At 66.4% G+C, this 22,223-nt stretch carries 22 protein-coding genes and 1 riboswitch; of the genes, 12 read left to right on the top strand and 10 right to left on the bottom strand.

All coding sequences use genetic code 11. The features are described from left to right. Window positions 1–20: 20 nt before the first annotated feature. A complete protein-coding gene (locus ABQF30_RS03505; protein ID WP_448461111.1) occupies window positions 21–623 on the top strand; it encodes a TIGR03086 family metal-binding protein in 603 nt (200 codons plus the stop codon). A 12-nt stretch (window positions 624–635) separates the two neighbouring features. Here ABQF30_RS03505 and ABQF30_RS03500 read toward each other — a convergent pair whose 3' ends face one another. Together ABQF30_RS03500 and ABQF30_RS03495 are read right to left on the bottom strand one after the other, a co-directional pair. Further along, window positions 636–944 (bottom strand): nucleotidyltransferase family protein, encoded by a 309-nt coding sequence (locus ABQF30_RS03500; protein ID WP_448461110.1) that lies wholly within the window; start codon window positions 942–944, stop codon window positions 636–638. A gap of 74 nt (window positions 945–1,018) precedes the next feature. Further along, window positions 1,019–1,810 (bottom strand): exodeoxyribonuclease III, encoded by a 792-nt coding sequence (locus ABQF30_RS03495; protein WP_448463411.1) that lies wholly within the window; start codon window positions 1,808–1,810, stop codon window positions 1,019–1,021. Window positions 1,811–1,892: 82 nt separating this feature from the next. Between ABQF30_RS03495 and ABQF30_RS03490 the strand changes: the two genes are divergently transcribed. Beyond that, window positions 1,893–2,720 (top strand): epoxide hydrolase EphH, encoded by an 828-nt coding sequence (locus tag ABQF30_RS03490; protein ID WP_448461109.1) that lies wholly within the window; start codon window positions 1,893–1,895, stop codon window positions 2,718–2,720. Window positions 2,721–2,744: 24 nt separating this feature from the next. On the opposite strand, the gene ABQF30_RS03485 is transcribed toward ABQF30_RS03490, so the two are convergent. After that, window positions 2,745–4,982, bottom strand: coding sequence for an NADP-dependent isocitrate dehydrogenase (locus tag ABQF30_RS03485; RefSeq protein WP_448461108.1), 2,238 nt, complete (start codon window positions 4,980–4,982; stop codon window positions 2,745–2,747). A 229-nt stretch (window positions 4,983–5,211) separates the two neighbouring features. After that, window positions 5,212–5,343, top strand: a riboswitch (SAM riboswitch). 152 nt (window positions 5,344–5,495) lie between these two features. Between ABQF30_RS03485 and ABQF30_RS03480 the strand changes: the two genes are divergently transcribed. From ABQF30_RS03480 to ABQF30_RS03470, 3 genes are read left to right on the top strand one after another with little or no spacing between them, the layout of a single operon-like run. Continuing rightward, window positions 5,496–6,827: a bifunctional o-acetylhomoserine/o-acetylserine sulfhydrylase gene (locus ABQF30_RS03480; RefSeq protein WP_448461106.1), complete on the top strand. Its 1,332-nt coding sequence runs from the start codon at window positions 5,496–5,498 to the stop codon at window positions 6,825–6,827. A gap of 7 nt (window positions 6,828–6,834) precedes the next feature. Then, on the top strand, window positions 6,835–7,965 hold the full coding sequence (gene metX, locus ABQF30_RS03475; RefSeq protein ID WP_448461104.1) for a homoserine O-acetyltransferase MetX: 1,131 nt from the start codon (window positions 6,835–6,837) through the stop codon (window positions 7,963–7,965). Further along, the gene (locus ABQF30_RS03470; RefSeq protein ID WP_448461102.1) at window positions 7,962–8,693 is read left to right on the top strand and encodes a class I SAM-dependent methyltransferase; all 732 of its coding nucleotides are present in this window, start codon (window positions 7,962–7,964) and stop codon (window positions 8,691–8,693) included. Before metX ends, ABQF30_RS03470 begins: the two co-directional genes overlap by 4 nt. Here ABQF30_RS03470 and ABQF30_RS03465 read toward each other — a convergent pair. Then, window positions 8,662–9,192 (bottom strand): winged helix-turn-helix transcriptional regulator, encoded by a 531-nt coding sequence (locus ABQF30_RS03465; protein WP_448461100.1) that lies wholly within the window; start codon window positions 9,190–9,192, stop codon window positions 8,662–8,664. The two genes, ABQF30_RS03470 and ABQF30_RS03465, sit on opposite strands and share 32 nt — an antisense overlap. 82 nt (window positions 9,193–9,274) lie before the next feature. Between ABQF30_RS03465 and ABQF30_RS03460 the strand changes: the two genes are divergently transcribed. Further along, window positions 9,275–9,694, top strand: a complete 420-nt coding sequence (locus ABQF30_RS03460; protein WP_448461098.1) for a nuclear transport factor 2 family protein — start codon at window positions 9,275–9,277, stop codon at window positions 9,692–9,694. On the opposite strand, the gene ABQF30_RS03455 is transcribed toward ABQF30_RS03460, so the two are convergent. Together ABQF30_RS03455 and ABQF30_RS03450 are read right to left on the bottom strand one after the other, a co-directional pair. Further along, window positions 9,684–11,213: an FAD-dependent monooxygenase gene (locus ABQF30_RS03455; protein WP_448461096.1), complete on the bottom strand. Its 1,530-nt coding sequence runs from the start codon at window positions 11,211–11,213 to the stop codon at window positions 9,684–9,686. The two genes, ABQF30_RS03460 and ABQF30_RS03455, sit on opposite strands and share 11 nt — an antisense overlap. After that, window positions 11,210–11,827: a TetR/AcrR family transcriptional regulator gene (locus ABQF30_RS03450; protein WP_448461094.1), complete on the bottom strand. Its 618-nt coding sequence runs from the start codon at window positions 11,825–11,827 to the stop codon at window positions 11,210–11,212. Before ABQF30_RS03450 ends, ABQF30_RS03455 begins: the two co-directional genes overlap by 4 nt. Window positions 11,828–11,931: 104 nt before the next feature. Here ABQF30_RS03450 and ABQF30_RS03445 point away from each other — a divergent pair, with 104 nt between their 5' ends. From ABQF30_RS03445 to erm, 3 genes are all read left to right on the top strand, one after another. Further along, window positions 11,932–12,276, top strand: coding sequence for a type II toxin-antitoxin system prevent-host-death family antitoxin (locus ABQF30_RS03445; RefSeq protein WP_448461093.1), 345 nt, complete (start codon window positions 11,932–11,934; stop codon window positions 12,274–12,276). Continuing rightward, window positions 12,233–12,895 (top strand): ATPase, encoded by a 663-nt coding sequence (locus ABQF30_RS03440; protein ID WP_448463409.1) that lies wholly within the window; start codon window positions 12,233–12,235, stop codon window positions 12,893–12,895. The genes ABQF30_RS03445 and ABQF30_RS03440 overlap by 44 nt, the downstream gene beginning before the upstream one ends. A 137-nt stretch (window positions 12,896–13,032) precedes the next feature. Further along, on the top strand, window positions 13,033–13,773 hold the full coding sequence (gene erm, locus ABQF30_RS03435; RefSeq protein ID WP_448461091.1) for a 23S ribosomal RNA methyltransferase Erm: 741 nt from the start codon (window positions 13,033–13,035) through the stop codon (window positions 13,771–13,773). Here the strand turns inward: erm and ABQF30_RS03430 are convergent. After that, window positions 13,770–14,063: a DUF3017 domain-containing protein gene (locus ABQF30_RS03430; RefSeq protein ID WP_448461089.1), complete on the bottom strand. Its 294-nt coding sequence runs from the start codon at window positions 14,061–14,063 to the stop codon at window positions 13,770–13,772. The genes erm and ABQF30_RS03430 overlap by 4 nt on opposite strands. After that, window positions 14,060–14,911, bottom strand: coding sequence for a bifunctional methylenetetrahydrofolate dehydrogenase/methenyltetrahydrofolate cyclohydrolase (locus ABQF30_RS03425; RefSeq protein ID WP_448461088.1), 852 nt, complete (start codon window positions 14,909–14,911; stop codon window positions 14,060–14,062). The genes ABQF30_RS03430 and ABQF30_RS03425 overlap by 4 nt, the downstream gene beginning before the upstream one ends. 37 nt (window positions 14,912–14,948) lie before the next feature. On the opposite strand from ABQF30_RS03425, the gene ABQF30_RS03420 reads away from it, so the two are divergent. Continuing rightward, a complete protein-coding gene (locus ABQF30_RS03420) occupies window positions 14,949–16,163 on the top strand; it encodes an NADH:flavin oxidoreductase (protein WP_448461086.1) in 1,215 nt (404 codons plus the stop codon). A 7-nt stretch (window positions 16,164–16,170) separates the two neighbouring features. Continuing rightward, window positions 16,171–17,061: a diphosphate--fructose-6-phosphate 1-phosphotransferase gene (locus tag ABQF30_RS03415; RefSeq protein WP_448461085.1), complete on the top strand. Its 891-nt coding sequence runs from the start codon at window positions 16,171–16,173 to the stop codon at window positions 17,059–17,061. Here the strand turns inward: ABQF30_RS03415 and ABQF30_RS03410 are convergent, their stop codons facing one another. Then, window positions 17,062–18,804 carry a BamB-related PQQ repeat family beta-propellar protein gene (locus ABQF30_RS03410; protein ID WP_448463407.1) on the bottom strand — a complete coding sequence of 581 codons (1,743 nt, stop codon included), beginning with the start codon at window positions 18,802–18,804 and terminating at the stop codon, window positions 17,062–17,064. A 67-nt stretch (window positions 18,805–18,871) separates the two neighbouring features. Between ABQF30_RS03410 and ABQF30_RS03405 the strand changes: the two genes are divergently transcribed. Beyond that, on the top strand, window positions 18,872–21,514 hold the full coding sequence (locus ABQF30_RS03405) for an FHA domain-containing protein (RefSeq protein ID WP_448461083.1): 2,643 nt from the start codon (window positions 18,872–18,874) through the stop codon (window positions 21,512–21,514). A gap of 144 nt (window positions 21,515–21,658) precedes the next feature. On the opposite strand, the gene ABQF30_RS03400 is transcribed toward ABQF30_RS03405, so the two are convergent. Further along, on the bottom strand, window positions 21,659–22,222 hold the full coding sequence (locus ABQF30_RS03400; RefSeq protein ID WP_448461081.1) for a pentapeptide repeat-containing protein: 564 nt from the start codon (window positions 22,220–22,222) through the stop codon (window positions 21,659–21,661). Between the last annotated feature and the right edge of the window lies 1 nt (window position 22,223).

Here is a 22,223-nt window from a genome sequence, read left to right as displayed (position 1 = left end):
CTCATGCTTATCATAAGCTCATGCATACCAATACTGACCTCCGCCCCCTTCACCGCATCGCCGTCCTGCGCTCCATCGACGTCGTCAACACCGTCGGCGCCGCGGATCTCGACCGCCCGACACCGTGTGCGAGCTGGACCCTCGCCGACTTGCTGGCTCACATGACCGTGCAACACCGGGGCTTCGCCGCGGCTGCGCGCGGCAATGGTGCTGACGACGCGGTCTGGCAGGTCGGCCCGGTCGGCCCAGACCCCGCAGGGTCCTACGCCGCGGCCGCCCACGACGTGCTCGACGCGTTCGCAGCCGACGGAGTTGCCGAGGCGACGTTCGCGCTACCCGAGTTCGGACCCGGCGCGACGTTCCCCGGCGCGCTCGCGATCGGCTTCCATTTCGTGGATTACGTGGTGCACGGCTGGGATGTCGCGGCATCGTTGGGCGTGCCGTACGAACTGCCGGACGACGTCATTGCCGCTGCCCTGCCATTGGTGACGGCGATCCCCGACGGTGATTTCCGCGACGACGCCGGCGCTCCCTTCGCGCGTGCCGTGAATACGCCGGCCACAACGGATTTCGAGAAGATCCTCGCGCATCTCGGCCGCCGGCCGGGCTGGCGTCAGGCGTAGCACTTCCTCGGATCACGCGGCATAAACGACTTCCCGCGTTTCCATAACATGTCGCCTGAAGTATGGGTTCTTGATGCTCGACACCGTCACGACGTCGACCGATCGCCCAAGGATTCGCTCCAGACCCTCCTTGAGCGAGAAGTAATGATCGAAGTAGTCGAAGTTGCCGCCTACGTCGAACTCAACGAGAACGTCTACGTCACTGGATTCGGAGTCGAACGAATCACCGACTGCCGAACCGAACACATCGAGCCGCCGCACCGAAAGTTCACGGCACAATCGCTCGATCTCGTGCCGCTTCGACTCGACCACTTCGTGCACGGTCGCCACCTCCACGGGAAATTCTGCCCGACGAACACATGTCCCGACGAACGACGGCCAAGACCGGCGCGTCGTCAGGCGTAGGTAACCGTCACCGGCGAATGATCGGACCATCGCAGCGCGTAGGCCTCAGCCCGGTCGACACGGGCCGACGCAGCCCGAGCCGCCAGTGTCGGGCTGGCCAGGTGATAGTCGATGCGCCAGCCGGCGTCGTTGTCGAAAGCCTTACCGCGCCACGACCACCAGCTGTAGGGCCCGGCGACGTCGGGATGCAGCACGCGCACCACATCCACCCAACCGGTGGCCAACAGCTCAGTCAGCCAGGCCCGCTCGCTGGGCAGGAACCCGGCCTTCTTGACGTTGCCCTTCCAGTTCTTGATGTCGTTCTCGGTGTGGGCGATGTTCCAGTCTCCGCAGACCACAGCATCATTCGCATGCAGCTCCGCCATCCGCGTCGCGACCGTCGCCATGAACCGCTCCTTCTCCAACTGGCGGTCGGTCTCGGCCTCGCCCGTCGGGAAATACACGCTCGCGACGGTCGAACCGGCAGTGTCCACCTCGAGATAACGACCGTGCGTCTCGAATTCGTCGGAGATCAGGACACGCGACGCCTCGATCGGATGCCGCGACAGCACCGCGACACCGTTGCGGCCCTTGACGTGTGGGGCCGCGGACGCGAGATTCCACCCGTCGGCCAGTGCAGGCGTCAGCGCGTCGGCGAGCTGCTCGTCATCGGCGCGGGTTTCCTGCAGGCACACCACGTCGGCTTCGGTTTCCTTCAACCACGGCAGAAGCCCGAGGTTCTCGGTGGACCGCTGCTTGACCGCTGCGCGGATGCCGTTGACGTTGATGGTGCTGACGGTCAGGGGACTCACGTGCGCTGACCCTACCGAGCCGCGCCGACAGGCCGCTTGCGGTACCGGCGGTATCACCTTAAGGTCGGGCGGCATGTCCGAACGTGCACCCATCCATCTGGGATCCGGCGAGCCGATCCTGCTGCTGCATCCGTTCCTGCTGTCGCAGAGCGTGTGGAAGTACGTCGCCCCGCAGCTGGCCCAGACCGGCCGTTACGAGGTGTTCGCCCCGACCATGGCCGGCCACAACGGCGGCACCCGGTCGCCGCTACTGCTCGATGTAGCGCACCTGGCCGACGAGGTCGAGCAGCGAATGGACGCGCTCGGCTGGACGACCGCGCATATCGTCGGCAACTCGCTGGGCGGCTGGGTCGCGTTCGAACTGGAACGCCGTGGCCGGGCCCGCACCCTGACCGGCATCGCACCCGCAGGCGGCTGGACCCGGTTCACGCTCGCGAAGTACGAGATCATCGGCAAGTTCCTGGCGGGGCTGCCCGTGGTGCTCGCGACGACGCTGTTGGGCCAGAAAGTGCAGCGGCTGCCGTTCTCCCGCCAAATTTCCTATGTGGCCGTCAGTGCGACCCAGGACGTCCTCAACGACAGCGACCGCCACGACCTGATCGAAGACCTCGCGCATTGCCCGGCCTACTACAAGTTGATGGTCAAGGCCTTGACCACGGCCGGGCTGATGGAGCTGCCGAACTCGTGCACCCCAACTCATCTGGTGATCTGCGAGAAGGACCGCGTACTCCCGGCGCCACGGTTCACCCGGCATTTCACCGAGAACCTGCCGGCCAATGCAGAGGTCACCCGACTCGACGGCGTCGGACACGTGCCGATGTTCGAGGCGCCCGACCGGATCACCAAGCTGATCATCGACTTCGTCGAGCGCCATACCGACCAGCCCCGCGCGACGGGTTAGCACCGCGCGCGAGGCCGGTGTGGCTCAGGCGTCGGCAGTGCCCAGCGTGGCGTTGAGCGTCTTGCTCGGCCGCATCACCGACGTGGTCTTCTCGGGGTCCGGGTAGTAGTAGCCGCCGATGTCCACCGAGTTGCCCTGAGCTTCGTTGAGCTCGGCCACGATGGTGTCCTCGTTCTCGGCCAGCGACTTGGCGAGCGGGGCGAACTGGTCTGCCAGCTCTTGGTCGTCGCTCTGCGAGGCGAGTTCGGTTGCCCAGTACAGGGCCAGGTAGAACTGGCTGCCGCGGTTGTCCAGCTCCCCGGTCTTGCGTGACGGACTCTTGTTGTTGTCCAACAGCTTTCCGGTCGCGGCGTCCAGCGTCTTGGCCAGGATCTTGGCCCGCTCGTTGCCGGCCTTGTTACCCAGATCCTCCAGGCTGGCGCCCAGCGCGAGGAACTCGCCGAGCGAATCCCAGCGCAGGTGGTTCTCCTCCACCAGCTGATGGACGTGCTTGGGAGCCGAGCCGCCCGCCCCGGTCTCGTACAACCCGCCGCCGGCCATCAGCGGCACGATCGAGAGCATCTTGGCGCTCGTGCCCAACTCCAGGATCGGGAACAGGTCGGTGAGGTAGTCGCGCAGGATGTTTCCGGTCGCGGCAATGGTGTCCTGTCCGCGGATGACGCGCTCGATCGTGTACCGCATCGCCCATACCTGCGGCATGATCTGGATGGTCAGGCCCTCGGTGTCGTGATCCTTCAGATAGGTCTTGACCTTCTTGCGCAGCTCGGCCTCGTGCGGCCGCTCGGTGTCCAGCCAGAACACCACCGGCATGCCGGACAGCCGCGCCCGGGTGACGGCCAGCTTCACCCAATCCTGGATCGGTGCATCCTTGACGACCGGCATGCGCCAGATGTCACCCTCTTCGACGTTCTGGGTCAGCAGCACCTCGCCGGTCTCGATGTCGACGATGTTGGCGACGCCGTCCTCGGGGATCTCGAACGTCTTGTCGTGGGAGCCGTACTCCTCGGCCTTCTGCGCCATGAGCCCGACGTTGGGAACGGTGCCCATGGTCGTCGGGTCGAACTGGCCGTGGGTCTTACAGAAGTTGATGATCTCCTGATAGATGCGGGAGAACGTGGACTCCGGATTGACGGCCTTGGTGTCCTTGGTCCGTCCGTCGGCGCCATACATCTTGCCGCCGAGGCGGATCATCGCAGGCATCGAGGCGTCCACGATCACGTCGCTGGGGGAATGGAAATTCGAGATTCCCTTGGCCGAATCCACCATGGCCAGCTCCGGCCGATGCTCGTGGCAGGCGTGCAGATCCCGGATGATCTCCTCGTGCTGCGAGGCAGGCAGCGACTCGATCTTGGCGTACAGATCGGACAGGCCGTTGTTCACGTTCACACCGAGTTCGTCGAACAGCTTCTGGTGCTTGGCAAACGCGTCCTTGTAGAAGACCTTGACCGCATGGCCGAACACGATCGGGTGGCTGACCTTCATCATGGTCGCCTTGACGTGCAGCGAGAACATCACGCCGGTCTTGTAGGCGTCTTCCATCTCGGCCTCGTAGAACTCGACCAAGGCCTTCTTGCTCATGAACATGCTGTCGATGACGTCGCCCTCGTCGAGCTTCACCTCGGGCTTGAGCACGATCGTCTCGCCACCTTTGGTGACGAGCTCCATGCGCACGTTGCGCGCCTTGTCGAGCGTCATCGACTTCTCGCCGTGATAGAAATCGCCCTTTTTCATGGTGGCCACGTGGGTGCGCGACGCCTGCGACCACTCGCTCATGCTGTGCGGGTGCTTGCGCGCGTACTCTTTGACGGCCTTGGGCGCGCGGCGGTCCGAGTTGCCCTCGCGCAGAACCGGATTCACCGCGCTGCCGAGGCACTTCGCGTAGCGGTCCTTGATGGCCTTCTCTTCGTCGGTCTTGGGTTCACCGGGATAGTCAGGCAGGTCGTAGCCCTTGGCCTTCAGTTCCTTGATGGCGGCCAGCAGCTGCGGCACCGAGGCGCTGATATTCGGCAGCTTGATGATGTTGGTGTCCGGTTCCTGCGTCAGCTTGCCCAGCTCGGCCAGGTTGTCCGGCACGCGCTGTTCTTCGGTCAGGTAATCGGAGAACTCGGCCAGGATCCGCGCTGCCACAGAGATGTCACTGGTCTGGACGTTGATGCCGGCAGGTTCGGCGAAGGCGCGGACGATCGGCAAGAAGGCATACGTCGCAAGCAGCGGGGCCTCGTCGGTCAGCGTGTAGATGATGGTCGGCTGCTCGGCGGTCATGTGTTGTTCTCCCGGCGTCATTTTCGGTCAGATTCTTCGGTCAGATGCTCTCGTCAGAACCGGAGCGCTTGTGGTGAAGCGACGGTTACCAGTATCGCGGGAGTACTGCCCTTGCGCGCGACTGGGTCCGGAAACATTTGGCTACTGACCAGTAGGTTTCGTTCTGGCAAAATCGACACGCAGCTATCTGGGTGGCCTCAACCTGAGGTCGTGAGATAAGCTTCGGACCGGTCATGAGTGCCAGCGTCAAGCCCCGGCTCGCTGGCCGGCAACCCTCCAACCGCGGTGGGGTGCCCCGGGTGATGACCAGGTTGAGTAGCCGTGTGATTTGAACAGGTCGGCTGCAAGGCAAGCGCGGGTCCGTACGTTCGGGCCCCCAGAGGAGACAGGGAAACCTGATGGAGGCCGAACATGTGCTGTTGTCCGTGAACTGTTTGCGTCCGCCTGCCGTGATTGACGACAGGGCCGACGCCCGGTAGCCGACCTCACTCTTTCGTAGGAGACAACACACCCATGACTACCCCTGACGACGGCGCCAACTGGTCCTTCGAGACGAAGCAGGTCCACGCCGGCCAGACTCCCGACAGCGCCACCAACGCGCGGGCCCTGCCGATTTACCAGACCACGTCCTACACGTTCAACGACACCGCGCACGCCGCGGCGCTGTTCGGCCTCGAACAGCCGGGCAACATCTACACCCGCATCATGAACCCGACCACCGATGTCGTCGAGCAACGCATCGCCGCCCTCGAGGGCGGAGTGGCCGCCCTGTTCCTGTCGTCCGGGCAGGCCGCCGAGACGTTCGCCATCCTCAACATCGCCGGGGCGGGCGATCACATCGTGTCCAGCCCGCGGCTGTACGGCGGCACGTACAACCTGTTCCACTACACGCTGCCCAAGCTCGGTATCGAGGTCAGCTTTGTGGACAACCCCGACGAGCTGGACTCCTGGCGCGCGGCCGTGCGGCCGAACACCAAGGCGTTCTTCGCCGAGACGATCTCCAACCCGCAGATTGATGTGCTCGACATTCCGTCGGTGGCGGCTGTCGCTCACGACAATGACGTCCCGCTGATCGTCGACAACACGATCGCCACGCCCTACCTGATCCAGCCGATCGCTCACGGCGCCGACATCGTCGTGCACTCGGCGACGAAGTACCTGGGTGGGCACGGCTCGGCGATCGCCGGTGTCCTTGTCGACGGCGGCACCTTCGACTGGACCAACGGCAAGTTCCCCGGGTTCACCGAGCCGGATCCCAGCTACCACGGCGTGGTGTTCGCCGAGCTGGGCGCGCCGGCCTATGCGCTCAAGGCCCGGGTGCAGCTGTTGCGCGATCTCGGTTCGGCAGCGGCGCCCTTTAATGCCTTCCTGATCGCGCAGGGATTAGAAACGCTCTCGCTGCGTGTTGAGCGACATGTGGCCAATGCGCAGAAGGTCGCCGAGTACTTGGCCGGGCACTCCGACGTCACGTCGGTGAACTACGCGGGCCTGCCCACGTCACCGTGGTACGAGCTGGGCCGGAAACTGGCCCCCAAGGGAACCGGCGCCGTGCTGGCCTTCGAGCTGGCCGGCGGTATCGAGGCCGGCAAGGCGTTCGTCAACGCGTTGACGCTGCACAGCCACGTCGCCAACATCGGCGACGTGCGCTCGCTTGTCATCCATCCCGCGTCGACCACGCATGCGCAGCTGTCTCCCGAGGAGCAACTGTCCACCGGTGTCACCCCCGGCCTGGTGCGCCTGGCGGTCGGCATCGAGGGAATCGACGACATCCTGGCCGATCTCGAACTGGGATTCGCCGCTGCCCGTCCGTTCAGCGGCGCCGCTCAGACGGCCCAGACGGTGTGAGCTTGACGTGACGATCACCGAAGAAGCTGCCGTGCACACCCGGACACTGCCCGCCGAAGGCGAAATCGGCGTGGTGAACATCGGTGCCCTCACCTTGGAGAACGGCACCGTCGTGCCCGACGTGACCATCGCCGTGCAGCGGTGGGGCGAGCTGTCGCCCGACCGCGACAACGTGGTGATGGTGCTGCACGCACTCACCGGAGACTCCCATGTGACCGGCCCCGCCGGTGACGGCCACCCGACACCGGGCTGGTGGGACGGGGTGGCCGGGCCCGGCGCCCCGATCGACACCGACCGCTGGTGCGCGATCTCGACGAATGTGCTCGGCGGCTGCCGCGGTTCCACCGGCCCCGGCTCCCCCGCCCCTGACGGAAAGCCTTGGGGCTCACGCTTTCCCAAGACGACGATCCGCGACCAGGTGGCGGCCGACCGGGCCGCCCTTGCGGCGTTCGGCATCACCGAGGTCGCCGCGGTGGTCGGCGGTTCGATGGGCGGGGCCCGCGCCCTGGAATGGGCCGTGGGATATCCCGACGAGGTGCGCTCCGCTCTGGTGCTGGCCGTCGGTGCTCGCGCCACTGCCGATCAGATCGGCACGCAGAGCACCCAGGTCGCCGCGATCACGGCGGACCCCGACTGGCAGGGCGGCGACTACTACGGCACCGGCCGGGCGCCGCTTGCCGGAATGGAGATCGCGCGGCGGTTCGCGCATCTGACGTACCGCGGCGAGGAGGAGCTGGACACCAGGTTCGGCAACGACGCCCAAGGTGACGAGGATCCGAACACCGGCGGCCGCTACGGCGTGCAGAGCTACCTGGAATACCAGGGCGGCAAGCTCGCTGCCCGATTCGACCCGGGCACCTACGTCGTCCTCAGCGATGCACTGTCCACCCATGATGTCGGGCGCGGCCGCGGCGGCGTGCGCGCTGCACTGCAGAGCTGCCCGGTGCCCGTGGTGGTCGGCGGAATCACCTCCGACCGCCTGTACCCGATCCGCCTGCAGGAGGAGCTCGCCGACCTGCTGCCCGGTTGCAGCGGCCTGGATGTGGTCGACTCGGCTTATGGCCACGACGGCTTCCTGGTCGAGACCGAGCTTGTCGGCAAGCTGATCCGCCGGACATTGGAGCTGGCACAAAGGTGACCGGTTCCAAGCAGCAGCGATCCCTGTCATTCGGCTCGGAAGCCGCCGCTTACGAACGCGGCCGGCCGTCGTATCCGCCGGAGGCCATCGACTGGCTGCTGCCGGCAGGCGCCCGCGACGTGCTCGATTTGGGCGCCGGGACAGGCAAACTCACCACCCGGCTGGTTGAACGTGGGCTCGACGTGGTGGCTGTCGACCCGATCGCCGAGATGCTGGAACTGCTGTCGCACTCACTGCCCGACACTCCCGCGCTACTGGGCACGGCGGAGGAAATTCCCCTGCCCGACAACAGTGTTGATGCCGTTCTGGTGGCACAGGCCTGGCACTGGTTCGATCCGGAGCGGGCCGTCAAGGAAGTCAGCCGGGTCCTGCGGCCGGGTGGTCGGCTGGGCCTGGTGTGGAACACCCGCGATGAACGCATGGGTTGGGTGAAGGATCTGGGCGCCATCATCGGCCACGAGGACGATCCGTTCAACCATCAGGTGACGCTGTCCGAGCCGTTCGCCGATACCGAACGCCGGCAGGTGGAGTGGACGAGTTACCTGACCCCACAGGCACTCATCGACCTCGTGGCCTCCCGCAGCTACTGCATCACCTCACCCGAGCAGGTCCGCACCCGCACCCTCGGTCGCGTTCGTGAGCTGTTGGCGACGCATCCGGCACTTGCCAACGCCAACGGCCTGGCACTGCCCTATGTCACGGTGTGCATTCGCGCGACGCTGTCCTGAGTGTTGGCGCAGCGATGAATTCGCCGATGACGGCGGTGCCTGGCCCGCTCCGGGCGCCGGGGCCGGGAGCGGCGGTGACCGTCGCGGCGTCGAGTTCACCACCGCACTCCGCGCACACGGTTTTCGCCGTTGTGATGCAACCACATTCAGTGTGGACAAGCAGCGCCGGTGGCCCGTCCGCTCCGGCCAACCACTTGTCCCCCCACGCCACGAGCGTCGCGATCACCGGATAGAGATCTCGCCCCTTCTCGGTGAGCACGTATTCGGAACGCGCCGGCGCACTCTGGTACTGCCGTCGTTCGACGACCCCCTGGCGTTCAAGGTCATCCAGCCGCGCCGTCAGGACGTTCGACGCGATGCCGAGGTCTCGCCGGATGTCCTCGAACCGCGCCAGCCCCGCGAACAGGTCGCGCAGGATCAGCGGCGTCCACCGCTGCCCCACCACGTCGACGGCCCGTGCGATGGAACACGAGATGTCGCTGAAGGACTGTTTAGCCATCCCTTCACGATAGTTCATTGCTTTTCGCCATGGGCTCTGATTAGGTAGGTTGCAAATCACAAGGGACGATTGGGGCACGGCGATGGAGACAAGAACTGATCCGGTGGTCGCGTTCTGCGAAGCCACCCGAGCCAACGACGTCGAGCGGATCTTGGACACGCTGGCGCCCGACGCTGAGCTGGTCTCACCCCTGTCCGGCCGGATGGTGTTCCGCGGGCATCAGGACCTGCGGCCACTACTGGCCGCCGTATACGGCGGCCTGCGTGACTTGACCTGGCATGAGGCGATCGGCGATGGCCCGATGCGGGTGGCGGTCAGCGAGGCCCGGATCGCGGGCATCACCATCACCGATGCGCTGGTGTTCGAACTCGACGACAACAGCCGCATTCGACGCCTACGCCCACACCTGCGGCCGTGGCTGGCGATCACGGTGTTTGCCCTGATGCTCGGGCCGCGGATCGCCCGCCACCCCGCGGCAATCCGTCGGGCACTCAGGCGCTGAGTTCCTCGGCCCCCGAAGCTTCCGGGCCGAACCAGCGGTGCAGTGCTGCCTGCAGGCCGTCGTCATCGGAACTGCCTGCAGCCCAGGCGACGTAGCCGTCAGGCCGAATCAACAGCGCCGCCGGCTGATCCGTTGCGGCAGCCACCTCGACGTTGACCCGGTCCCGCCAGCCCTGCGCCGCGTCGGCATAGTGCCCGCACAAGTCGAGAAGCAGGGGCCGGCCCGAGTGCAGAAGCTCGGCGACCCGGCGCCCGTCGTCGAGCACCAGGTCCGGCACGAGGCGTCCGGACAGCGGGTGGTCGTCGGTGACCTCGTAACGCACATCGGATCCGGCAAGCAGGTTCGCGATGTGCGACGCACCATCCGTGGTCGCCAACAGCTCGCCGAAAAGCGTTCGGAGCGCGTGGACTTCGGGACCTTCGGCCATCAGTGCGGCCTGGGCCATCGAATGCATCATCACCCGCTGGCCTGCCGGATGACGTTCGTCGTGGTAGCTGTCGAGCAGACCGGACGGCGCCCAGCCCTGCACCGCGGCGGCCAGCTTCCAGCCCAGATTCATCGCGTCCTGCATGCCGAGGTTCAGGCCGGGGCCGCCCATCGCGGAATGCACATGGGCGGCATCGCCCACCAGGAACACATTGCCGACGCGGTACCGGTCGGCCAGCCGGGTGTTCTGGCCGTTGATGCGTCGCAACGCGTGCGGTCCGGGTCCGGTCGGCGGTTCCATCGGTAGGTCGACACCAAGTACGCGACTGGCACTCTCCCGCAGTTCGGCGACCGTCAGCGGTGGCGCGTCCTCGGGCAGTATGGTGTCAAATTCGATGGTTCCCACCATGGGACGGCCCGGCTCGAACTCGGCGTAGATGAGAACACCTCGATCAAACCTGTTGTGACCGAAGGGTACCCGGCCGATTCCTGGAACATTGAGAGCGCCGTCCCCGGTCCGCAGTTCGTCCGACATGTTGACGTGGGCGACGCGCGCGACGAGATCGGTGGTCAGGCCGGGGAATTCGATGCCGGCACTCTTTCTGACCTGACTGCGTCCGCCGTCGGCCCCGACGAGGTAGGTGGTGTCCAGACCGTAGCTTCCCTGCGGCGATGTGATCGACACCGTGACGCCGTCGGGCCGCTGCGCGATGCCGGTGAGCTCGTGACCCCAGCGGATCTCCACGCCGAGCCCAGCCACCCAGTCGACGAGTTGCCGCACCACGCGCGGTTGCTTAATCAGCATGCCGTACATGGGATTATCGGTCACATCGACGAACGGCACCTGCATGCCGGCGAAGATGAAGGCGTTCAGCGGCTGCGGCGGTTGCTCCGACCCACTGAGCCTCTGGTAGAGACCGCGTAGGTCGAGCGCGCGATTGGCCTGTCCGATAATGCCATTGGCCTTCAGCTCGGGATCGGGCCCGGGCAGGCGCTCCAGCACCACAGGCCGAACCCCAGCCAGTGCCAGCTCCCCTGCCAACAGCAAGCCGTTGGGTCCGGCTCCAGAGATCACCACATCTGTTGTGTTCATTGCAACCTTTCGGGTTCGGGCAGACCCGCGGCGACGGCCGCAAATCCCTGTCGCAGCAAAGACGTGAAGGCCACCGGCGGATCGGACGTCGCATACTCATCCATCGCGACGTCTCCGACCGCGCGTACGACCGCGGCCACCAACCGCGGGTACATGTCCCGCTCGGGGTCGGTGCCGGTGCGCTCGGCGATCGCCGCGACCCACTCGGCGAACATCCCGCGGAACGTCGCATCACGGATCTCGGGGATCATCAGCAGTTTTCGAACCTCGACGAGTTGCTGACGAGTCGGCAGCGCGGTCTCCGCCCCGTACACGTCGTCGAAGTCGGCATCCAACGGCTCAAGCACCGATTCGGTGAGCGACGTCCACAACGGCTCGCCGGCCGGGCGTGCCCGCAGCAGGTCGATGCTGCGTCGCATGCGTTCGGTCTGACGGTAGGCCAGCGCTTCGTACTTGCCGGTGAAGTAGTTGTTGAACGTGCGAAGCGAGACCCCCGCCAGGTTGGCGATGTCCTCGCGGGTGACGTTCTCGAGTCCGCGGTCGAACACGAGCGTCAGCGCGGCGTCGCTCAGCGCCCTTCGGGTATCGAGCTTCTTGCGTTCACGGAGTCTCACGTCCGTCACGCTAGTTCAATTTTGCCCAGTAGGCAATATTGCCTCATGGGCACCTAAATTATGGCCATAATGGACGAAATGTCCAATAGGGCTAGAATGGCCACATGACTACCTTGACGTTCCGCAACCGTGCGGGCGAGCTGGTCGACGTGCCGACCGTCGCGGCCACCCGGTTCAAGAACGAGTTCGCCGCGATCGTCGAGCAGGCCGCCCTCGGCGGCGCCGTCGCGATCACCAAACACAATGCCCCCAAGGCCGTGCTGATCTCCTACGCCGAGTTCGAGGCGCTCACCCGCGGAAACACCCCTGCCCTCGACGAACTGACCGACGAATTCGACGACCTGCTGCAACGCATGCAGACGCCGGAGTCGAAGGCCGCGGCGGCCGCGGCGTTCGACGCCACGCCTGAACAGCTGGGCGCGGCCGCCCGCTCGGCACAGCGAGGCTGACCTGCCCTGCATACATGTGCTCGCCGGCGTCAACGGTGCAGGCAAGAGCAGCATCGGTGGCGCGACCATCCGCTCGTTCGGCGGTGAGTACTTCAATCCCGACGAGGCAGCGCGCAGGTTGATGGCGGCCAGCCCGGACCTGGACCAGACCCGGGCCAACGGACTGGCCTGGCAGCAGGGCAAGCGTCTGCTCGAACGTGCGATCGCCGAGCACCTCGACTTCACCATCGAATCCACGTTGGGAGGTAGCACGATCCCGCGATTGCTGGCACTGGCGGCGGCCGAAGGATTCGAAGTGCGGATCTGGTACGTCGGACTCGCCTCCCCCGAGTTGCACCTCGAACGGGTCCGGCACCGCGTCAGCATCGGCGGCCACGACATCCCGGAGGCCGCAATCCGGCGTCGCTGGCGCCACAGCAGGCAGAACCTGGTGCAACTCCTGCCTGTCCTCACCGAACTGCGGGTGTACGACAACTCCGCACCCGCCTCCGCCGACCAGGCGCCACTGCCGGTGCTGGTGCTTCACGTCATGCGGGGCGAGATCGTCGGCCCGCCAAACCTTTCCGCGACGCCGGCGTGGGCCAAGCCCATCGTGGCGGTCGCGCTGAAAATCAGTTGAAGCACCGGGCGCAACTCCCTACCCTGGATGCCATGTCAGCAGCGACCTTCTTCATCCGCATTCGCATCGCCTAGCGGCGGATCTGCTCCTAGACACATCCGCCGCAGCAGCCTTGTCCCTGCGTCTGCGGAGATTGCGTGTCTTCCCCATATCAAGGCCGGCATGAGCTCGGCCAGAATTTCCTGTGCGATCGTCGCGTGGTCGCCGACATCATCGAAATCGTGTCGTCCACAACGGGTCCCATCGTCGAGATCGGCGCAGGCAACGGTGCCCTGACGCTGCCGTTACAACGGCTCGACAGGCCCCTGACTGCCGTCGAGATCGACCGTCGACGGGCACACCGGCTGGCGCGGCAATCGTCGGCCGACGTCATTGCGGCCGATTTTCTGCACTACCGATTGCCGCGCACACCTCACGTCGTGGTGGGCAATCTGCCGTTCCACCTGACGACGGCGATGCTGCGGCGGTTGCTGCACGGTCCGGGCTGGACCGACGCTGTGCTACTGGTCCAGTGGGAAGTGGCCCGCCGGCGCGCCGGGGTGGGCGGTGCCACCATGATGACCGCCCAGTGGTGGCCGTGGTTCGAGTTCGGCTTGGCACGAAAGGTTTCCGCAGATTCCTTCCGGCCTCGGCCGTCCGTTGACGCGGGGCTGCTGACCATGGCGCGCCGCACCGAGCCGCTGATCGACAGTGCTGATCGCCAGCGCTATCAATCATTGGTGCACCAGGTGTTCACCGGGCGAGGACGGGGCATGGGACAGATCGTCGGCCAACGAGTGCCGCGGCAATGGTTACGCCACAACGAGATAAACCCGTCGGCACTCCCCCGGGATCTGACCGCCGCGCAATGGGCCGCGCTGTTCGCAGTGGCCGTTTAACTGGTGCCCAACGGGTCGATGGTCCAGGCGATGTAGAGCACGATGGCGCTCACACTGGCCGTGGTGACAAAGTCGATTGCCTTGCTACGCACCACAAGCAGACCCGCCCGGTCATCGGCAAGCGTCAAGCGCAGTGCGGCGGCCACCCCGACGCCGATTCCGATGACCAGCGCGCCACGGCGCCAGTAACCCGCCACAACCAAGGCGAACGCCGCAACGAAGAACAGGCCGACCGTCAGGATCGGCCACTGGCCGGCGAACACTTTGCGGGCGAATTCCTTTGGCGTCACGCCAGTTTCGACTCTTCGAGCTCGACGACGTTGGTCAACAGGAACGCCCGGGTCAGCGGGCCCACGCCACCGGGGTTGGGTGAGACGTGACCGGCCACCTCCCACACGTCGGGAGCGACGTCACCGGTCAGCTTGCCCTCTACGCGGCTGACACCCACATCGACAATGGCCGCCCCCGGCTTGACCATGTCCGCAGTCACCATGTGCGGCACGCCGACTGCGGCGATGATGATGTCGGCCTGCCGGGTGAGGGCGGGCAGATCGCGAGTGCCGGTGTGGCACAGCGTCACAGTCGCGTTCTCCGACCGGCGGGTCAGCAGCAGACCCAGCGGCCGGCCCACGGTGACCCCGCGTCCGATCACCACCACGTGCGCCCCGGCGATCGGTACCTCGAACCGGCGCAGCAGGTGCACGATGCCGCGCGGTGTGCACGGCAACGGCGCGGGCTCGTTCAGCACGAGCCTGCCCAGGTTGGTGGGGTGCAGGCCGTCGGCGTCCTTGGCCGGGTCGATGCGCTCCAGGGCGGCGTTCTCGTCCAGCTGCTTGGGTAGCGGCAGCTGCACGATGTAACCGGTGCAGTCCGGGTTGGCGTTGAGCTCGTCGATGGTCTCCTCAAGGGTGGCTTGGGAGATGTCAGCGGGCAGGTCCCGGCGGATCGAGTTGATGCCAACCTTCGCGCAGTCGGCGTGTTTGCCGCGCACGTAGGCCTGCGAGCCCGGATCGTCACCGACCAGCACGGTGCCCAGCCCGGGCGTGCGCCCCGCCTCGGTCAACTTCGCCACGCGCTGCTTGAGATCGACGAAGATCTCGTCGCGCGTCGCCTTACCGTCCAACGTGATCGCACCCACGTGTGCCATTGTGTCAGGCCCATGGCAGGCTCCTTTTATGAACACTCAGCCCAGTGTGTTCACTGATGTTTTCAGTGAGGCCAAGCTCGGCCCTTTGACGCTGCGCAACCGCATCATCAAAGCGGCCACATTTGAAGCGTCGACGCCGGATGCGCTGGTCACCGACGATCTGATCAAGTACCACCGGCTGCCCGCGGCGGGCGGCGTCGGGATGACCACGGTCGCCTATTGCGCGGTGGCACCGGGCGGCCGGACCGACGGCTGGCAGATCTGGATGCGCCCGGAAGCTGTGCCCGGACTGACCAGGCTCACCGAGGCCGTCCACGCCGAGGGCGCGGCCATCAGCGCCCAGATCGGCCATGCCGGGCCGGTGGCCAATTCCCGCACCAACAAGGCCAAAGCGCTGGCGCCGGTGCGGTTCTTCAACCCGCTGTCGATGCGGTTCGCCAAGAAAGCCTCCATCGACGACATCCGCGACGTGATGGAGGCCCACGCCAACGCCGCGCGGCTGGCCATCGACTCCGGATTCGACGCGGTCGAAGTCCACCTCGGCCACAACTACCTGGCCAGCTCGTTCCTGTCTCCGCTGATCAACCGCCGCGCCGACGAGTTCGGCGGGTCGTTGGAGAACCGGGCGAAGGTGGCCCGCGGGGTGGTGCGCGCGGTGCGCGACGCCGTCGACAACCACGGGGACCGGCGCATCGCGGTCATCGCCAAACTCAACATGAGCGACGGCGTCCGCGGCGGTATCCCGATCGACGAGTCGCTGCAGACCGCCAAGTGGCTCGAGGAAGACGGCGGGCTGGATGCCATCGAGCTCACTGCGGGCAGCTCGCTGGTGAACCCGATGTACCTGTTTCGCGGCGGAGCCCCGGTCAAGGAATTCGCCGCGAACTTCAAACCGCCGATCAGCTGGGGCATCCGGATGAGCGGCAACAAGTTCTTCCGAGAATACCCGTACCGCGAGGCGTATCTCATGCGCGACGCCGAGAAGTTCCGCGCCGAGCTGTCCATGCCGATCATCCTGCTCGGCGGCATCACCAACCGGGAGACCATGGACAAGGCGATGGCGGCGGGCTTCGAGTTCGTCGCGATGGGCCGGGCGCTTTTGGCCGAGCCCGATCTGATCAATCGCATCAAGGCCGACAGTTCAGTGAAGTCGGCGTGCACACACTGCAACCGATGCATGCCGACGATTTACAGCCATACCCACTGCGTGGTGACTGGAGCACCGGACACGCTCGTGGGATAACAAGACCATGGCCGCCAGCGACACCATGGTCACCTATCGCTACGTCCGGGTGGGTCTCGTCGCACTGGTGGTGTTCCTGCTGGTCTCGCTCGCCCTCACGTGGAGCGAGAGCTGCCTTCAGGGGTCGATCAGCGCGTTCTTCTACACCCGTACGCATTCGGTGTTCCTGGCCGCGGTGTGCGCGATCGGGATGTGCCTGATCGCCTACAAGGGCAGTCGCATCGGCGAGGATGCACTGCTGAATTTCTCGGGCTTCACCGCATTCGCCGTGGCGTTGATTCCGACCGGTCCCGACAACGTGTGCGAGCCGTGGCTGCCCACCGTGGCGGATCCGTTCGGGGCCGTCGCCAACAACGTCACGGCACTGTTAGTCGCGGCGACTCTCGGTGCGGCCCTGTACCTGGCACTGGGCCGGTGGCGTCCCGCGCAACCCGCACCCACCGCGTCGACGCCGGCCTGCGCCGAGGCGGCCACCCCCTGGAAGGGCATCGCCACCGCGCTGTTGAGGATCGAAAAGCTACTTCCGGCAGGGCTGTTCGTGTGTGCGATAGCCGGGGCGCTGTTGCTGTTCTGGGACTGGTTCATGGAGCGTGCGCACGTCTTCGCCTCAGTGGCGATGTTCCTCGGGATCACGCTCGTCGCGGTCTATCACGCGTGTTACGCCAGGGCCGCGGTGCGTCAACACCGCGCCAGGTTCTACGCGACCATCGCCGCACTCATGCTCGTCACCGTGGTGCTGGCCGTCGTCTTCCTCGTCACGCACGTCGAGTTCGGAGTGTTCATCGTCGAGGTCGCGCTGATTCTGTTGTTCGGGGTGTTCTGGGGTGTCCAGACCTGGGATGTCTGGGAGGCCGAGGACCGCTATCCAGAAGAGGCGGTGCCGAACCTGGCCGCCTGACTACCCGGCGGTGTACCCGTCGATCAGCAGATTCCGGCCGTCGTGCCGAAGCGCGAGTACCGCCTCGGGAACCGGCACGAAACCCGCCACGGCTTCGGCGGGCGCGGACGCGGTCTGGGCACATGTGGTGCTGTCAAAGGTCCGCAGGGCCCCGGCGCGGTCTGCGATCACGAAGTCATCGCCGAACGACACGTAAGCCAGACCATTGCCCTGGCCCACGATCTGGGTCTCGGCGCCTCTGAAAGGGCTTGCGGCCGTGCAGCGTTGCGTGCCATCGGGCCCGAACAGCACGACCTGCCGACCGTCCTCCCATCCCGAGAACACGAAGTCGTCGGCCGGACCCACCGAGGGTTCACCGCTGCCCCGCTCCGGCAGAGGCGTCACCGTCTTGTCCGCCACGTTGACGTAAGACATCCCGCGCGGGGATCCCGCCCCGCCGAACTGCACGAACACCCCGGCCGCATTGGCCGGGTTGGCGACCGCGATCATGTCGGCCTGTCCGCTTAACACCTTGCTGTCCCAACGTGTTTCGCCAGTAGCAGGGTCCAATGCCAGCACCCGGATGTCGACGCCGTCGCCCGCTGGACACCGCGACACCGACACCAACCACGAGGGTGTGTCAGCCGCTCGCGCCGGGAACTCGCACGGCACATCGGGCGGACGAACCGTCCACATCGGGCTGCCGGTGCGGGTGTCATACCGCGTCCACGCGTCCTCACCTCGGTAAACCACGAACGGCGAGACGAGGTTGTAGCCGGGCTCCTGCGATATGGCGTAGATCATCCGACTGTCTGTGCTCGTCCACAGCTGCTCACCCGTCGTGGCGTCGAGGCCGACAAGTGCGTCGCGGACGAAAACCACCACGGTGGAACCGTTGTCGAACACCCGCATGCCGTTGACCGAGACATCGCCCGGTCCGGTGCGCGTGTAGTGCCAGCGCTCGTTGCCGTCGTTTCCGTACGCCGTCACCCGGTGATCGTGGTACACGACGAAGCCGGGCCCGCCGGCCGCGACGAGAGCCTGCGGTCTCGGTGGGTCCTCGGTGAACGCGTCGGGCACCGTCACGGTGAAGGCGCGCTGCCCCAAGCTCGCCGGGGCCGCGGGGACATCCATGGCGTCGGCCGTCGTCGCGTCGACGTAGCGGCTGTCGTCGCCGGCGCGCACCGCCACCACGGTCACCACCGCGGCGACCACCACACCGATCGCCGCGCCGACCGCCACGAGCCGGGTGCTGCTGCGCCCCAACCGGGGAAAGGCGCTCGCGGCAAGCAACGTCGCGACCGTGCCTGCGATGCTCAACCCCCACGCCGCCACTGCGGTGGGTACCGCCGTGGTGACCGGAGAACCGACCATCGCCAAGCGGTAGAACTCCGGGATGCCCGGCGTGCAGTAGGCGAAGAACAGCAACACCATCACTGCCGCGCACGCGGCCGACCCGCCCGGCAGATACGCATCGTCGTTGCGGCCTCGCCACCGGCTGTGGGCCATCGCAGCGAACAACACGATCGCGACGCCGCACACCGAAATCGCGATCCCGTTCGGCAACCCGTTGCCCCACCGGTGCACGTTGCTCAGGTACCAGCTGTCTTCGCCGAGGCTTCGCGAGGCGCCCAACCGGCTCCACAAACCCAGGGCTACCGCCAACGCCAGCAACACCACCGCTGCCCCGGCCAGCACCGCCGACACCGGACGCAGCGCGCAACGTACGTTTTCGGCTATCTCCTCGCGACCCACACGCGCCATCGTCACACGACGCGACACCTTCGCGGCACCGCGGCCCCGGTGACAAGTACCGATAGAGTTGACCGCGATGAGCCGACCAGCCCCACCTGCGCTGACCGTTCGGTACGAGGGGTCGACCCGTACCTTTGCCCCCGGCAACGATGTCGTCATCGGCCGCGATCTTCGCGCCGACGTCCGCATCGCGCACCCGTTGATCTCGCGTGCCCACCTGGTGTTGCGCTTCGACCACACCCGATGGATCGCGATCGACAACGGCAGCCTCAACGGCATGTACGTCAACGGTCGCCGGATGCCGTCGGTAGACATCCAAGACGGCCAGGTCATCAACATCGGCAATCCGGACGGGCCGCAGGTGACCTTCGAAGTGGGTCGTCACCAGGGCTCCGTCGGACGCACACCGACCGCGGCCGTGCCCGTCGCAAGCCGTCCCAGCGCCGCCTGGCCCACCCAGGCACCCACCGGTGGTGGCTGGCAGCAGCCCTACACGGCGCCGCCGAGCACGCCGCGGCCCGGCTATCAGTCGGGCCCGCAGCCGCGCTACCCGAGCGGACCGCAGAGCGGCTACCCGAGCGGACCGCAGAGCAGCTACCCGAGCGCGCCGCAGTCCTATCAGTCGCAGCCTGTCCGGACACCCAGCCCGGTGCGGGCTCCGTCGTCAGGGCAGGCGCCGACCGCGATGGGTCCCGCCGCACCGAGGGGCGGTGAGCAGGCAGGCAATCTCGCGACCAGCATGCTCAAGATCCTGCGCCCGGGTCGCACCACAACGGCGCCCGCGGGAGCGGTGAAGATCGGCCGCGCCACCGACAACGACATTGTCATCCCCGACGTGTTGGCCTCGCGTCATCACGCGACGTTGATCCCGCTACCCGGCGGCACCGAGATCCGCGACGAGCGCAGCATCAACGGCACCTTCGTCAACGGCGCCCGGGTGGATTCGGCGGTTCTGCACGACGGCGACGTCGTCACGATCGGCAACGTGGACCTGGTGTTCGCCGGCGGAACCCTCGCCCGGGGTACCAAGACCGAAGCCGACACCCGCACCGGCGGGCTCGAGGTGCGCGGTCTGACGTGGACCATCGAGGGCAACAAGACGCTGCTGGACAACATCTCGCTCGACGCGCGGCCGGGAACTTTGACCGCCGTGATCGGGCCGTCGGGCGCAGGTAAGTCGACGTTCGCCCGCCAGGTCGCCGGCTACACGCATCCGACGAGCGGCACCATCACGTTCGAGGGCCACGACGTGCACGCCGAATACGCCTCGCTCCGAAGCCGTATCGGAATGGTGCCGCAGGACGACGTCGTGCACGGTCAGCTGACCGTCCGGCAGGCGCTGATGTTCGCCGCCGAACTGAGGCTGCCGCCCGACACCACCAAGGACGACCGCGAACAGGTCGTCATGCAGGTGCTCGAAGAGCTCGAGATGACCAAGCATCTCGATACCCGCGTCGACAAGCTGTCCGGTGGGCAGCGCAAGCGCGCCTCAGTGGCCATGGAACTGCTGACCGGCCCGTCATTGCTGATCCTCGACGAGCCCACCTCGGGTCTGGACCCGGCGCTGGACCGGCAGGTCATGACGATGCTGCGCCAACTCGCCGACGCCGGCCGCGTGGTGCTGGTGGTCACCCACTCGCTGACCTACCTCGATGTGTGCGATCAGGTGCTGCTGCTGGCACCCGGCGGCAAGACCGCGTTCAGCGGCCCGCCCGACCAGATCGGCCCGGAACTCGGCACCACCAACTGGGCCGACATCTTCAGCACTGTCGCCGGTGATCCGGATGCCGCCCATCAGCGCTACCGGCAACGCACTGGCCCGACGCCGCCGCCGCCGCCCCAACAGGAACCGTCGGACCTCGGCGCGCCAGCCAAGACCAGCCTGTTCCGGCAGCTCTCCACGATCGCGCGCCGACAAGTCCGGTTGATCGTGTCCGACCGCGGCTACACCGCCTTCCTGATGATGCTGCCGTTCATCATGGGTGTGCTGTCGCTGTCGGTGCCCGGTGATGTGGGGTTCGGTCTGCCGGTGCCGGCCATCCAGGGCGGCGAGGCGCCCAACGAGGCGGGCCAGATCCTGGTGATGCTCAATGTGGGCGCCATCTTCATGGGCACCGCATTGACCATCCGGGCGCTGATCGGTGAGCAGGCAATCTTCCGTCGTGAGCAGGCCGTCGGCCTGTCGACGACGGCGTACCTGATGGCAAAGATCGCGGTTTTCGCGGTTTTCGCGGTGATCCAGTCGGCCATCGTCACGGTGATCACGGTCCTGGGCAAGGGCTGGGGCCCGGGCGCGACGGAGCGCGGCGCCTTTATCAGTGGGCGCAACCTGGAGTTGTTCATCGACATCTCCATGACGTGTGTGGCTTCGGCGATGGTCGGCCTCGCGCTGTCGGCGCTGGCCCGCTCGGCCGAACAGATCATGCCGCTGCTGGTGGTGACCGTGATGAGCCAGCTGGTGTTCTCCGGCGGCATGATCCCCGTGACCGACCGTGTGGTGCTGGATCAGTTGTCCTGGATCACCCCGGCCCGCTGGGGTTTCGCGGCCTCGGCATCGACCGTCGACCTGACCCGCCTGGTGCCGCCACCGCTGCTGCCCGCCGATTCGCACTGGCACCACACCTCGTCGGCGTGGCTGACCAACATCGGCCTCCTGGTATTGCTCTGCATCGTCTACACCGGGTTCGTGCGCTGGCGGATCCGGCTGAAGGCATCCTGAGGGTTTCGGTTCGTCACGCTAGCGTGGCTGTCGGCGCCGGCAGCCACTCTGGCGTGACAAAGGGTTTCGGTTCGTCACGCTAGCGTTACGCTCGGCGCCGGCAGCCACTCTGGCGTGACAAAAGGGGCAAGCCGCGGGAGAAAGTTAGCCGCCGTGCACGTCGAGACCGTGCGCGGCGGTGTACGCCAGCGCCTGGGCGATGTCGACCTTCGCGCCGCGCAGCTTCGCGGTCGTCCAGAACGTCGGGTCGACGCGGGCGCCACGCAGATCGGCCTCGTCGAACTTGGTGTCCTGAACCCGCGCACCGGTCAGGTCGGCCTGCCGCAGCACGGCCTTGCGCAGGTCCGCCCCGACGAGGCCGGCCTCCCGTAACCGGCAGTCGGACAGGTCCACCAGACGCAGATCGCAACCGCCGAGCACGGCCAGCGTCAGGTCGGACTCGACAAACTTGATCGGCCGCAGCCGGCATTCTGTGAACACCGAGCCGAGCAGGCTGCAATTGGTGAACGTGCTGTGCCACAACGTGGCCCGGCGGAACATGCAATTGCGGAACGCCGACCCGGAATGCTCGGATTCGGACATGTCCACGCCGCTGAAATCGCAGTCGGTGAAGACCACCCGCTCGGTGTGCAGCCGGCTCAGATCCTCTTCACGAAAATCGTGACCGACGAACTCGCGGTCCGCCCAGGCCGGTTCGGCAGTTGCCACG

The organism is Mycolicibacterium sp. XJ870, assembly GCF_053483975.1.
Note: the sequence above shows the minus strand (reverse complement) of the source record. Positions and strands in the feature narration are given on the sequence as shown.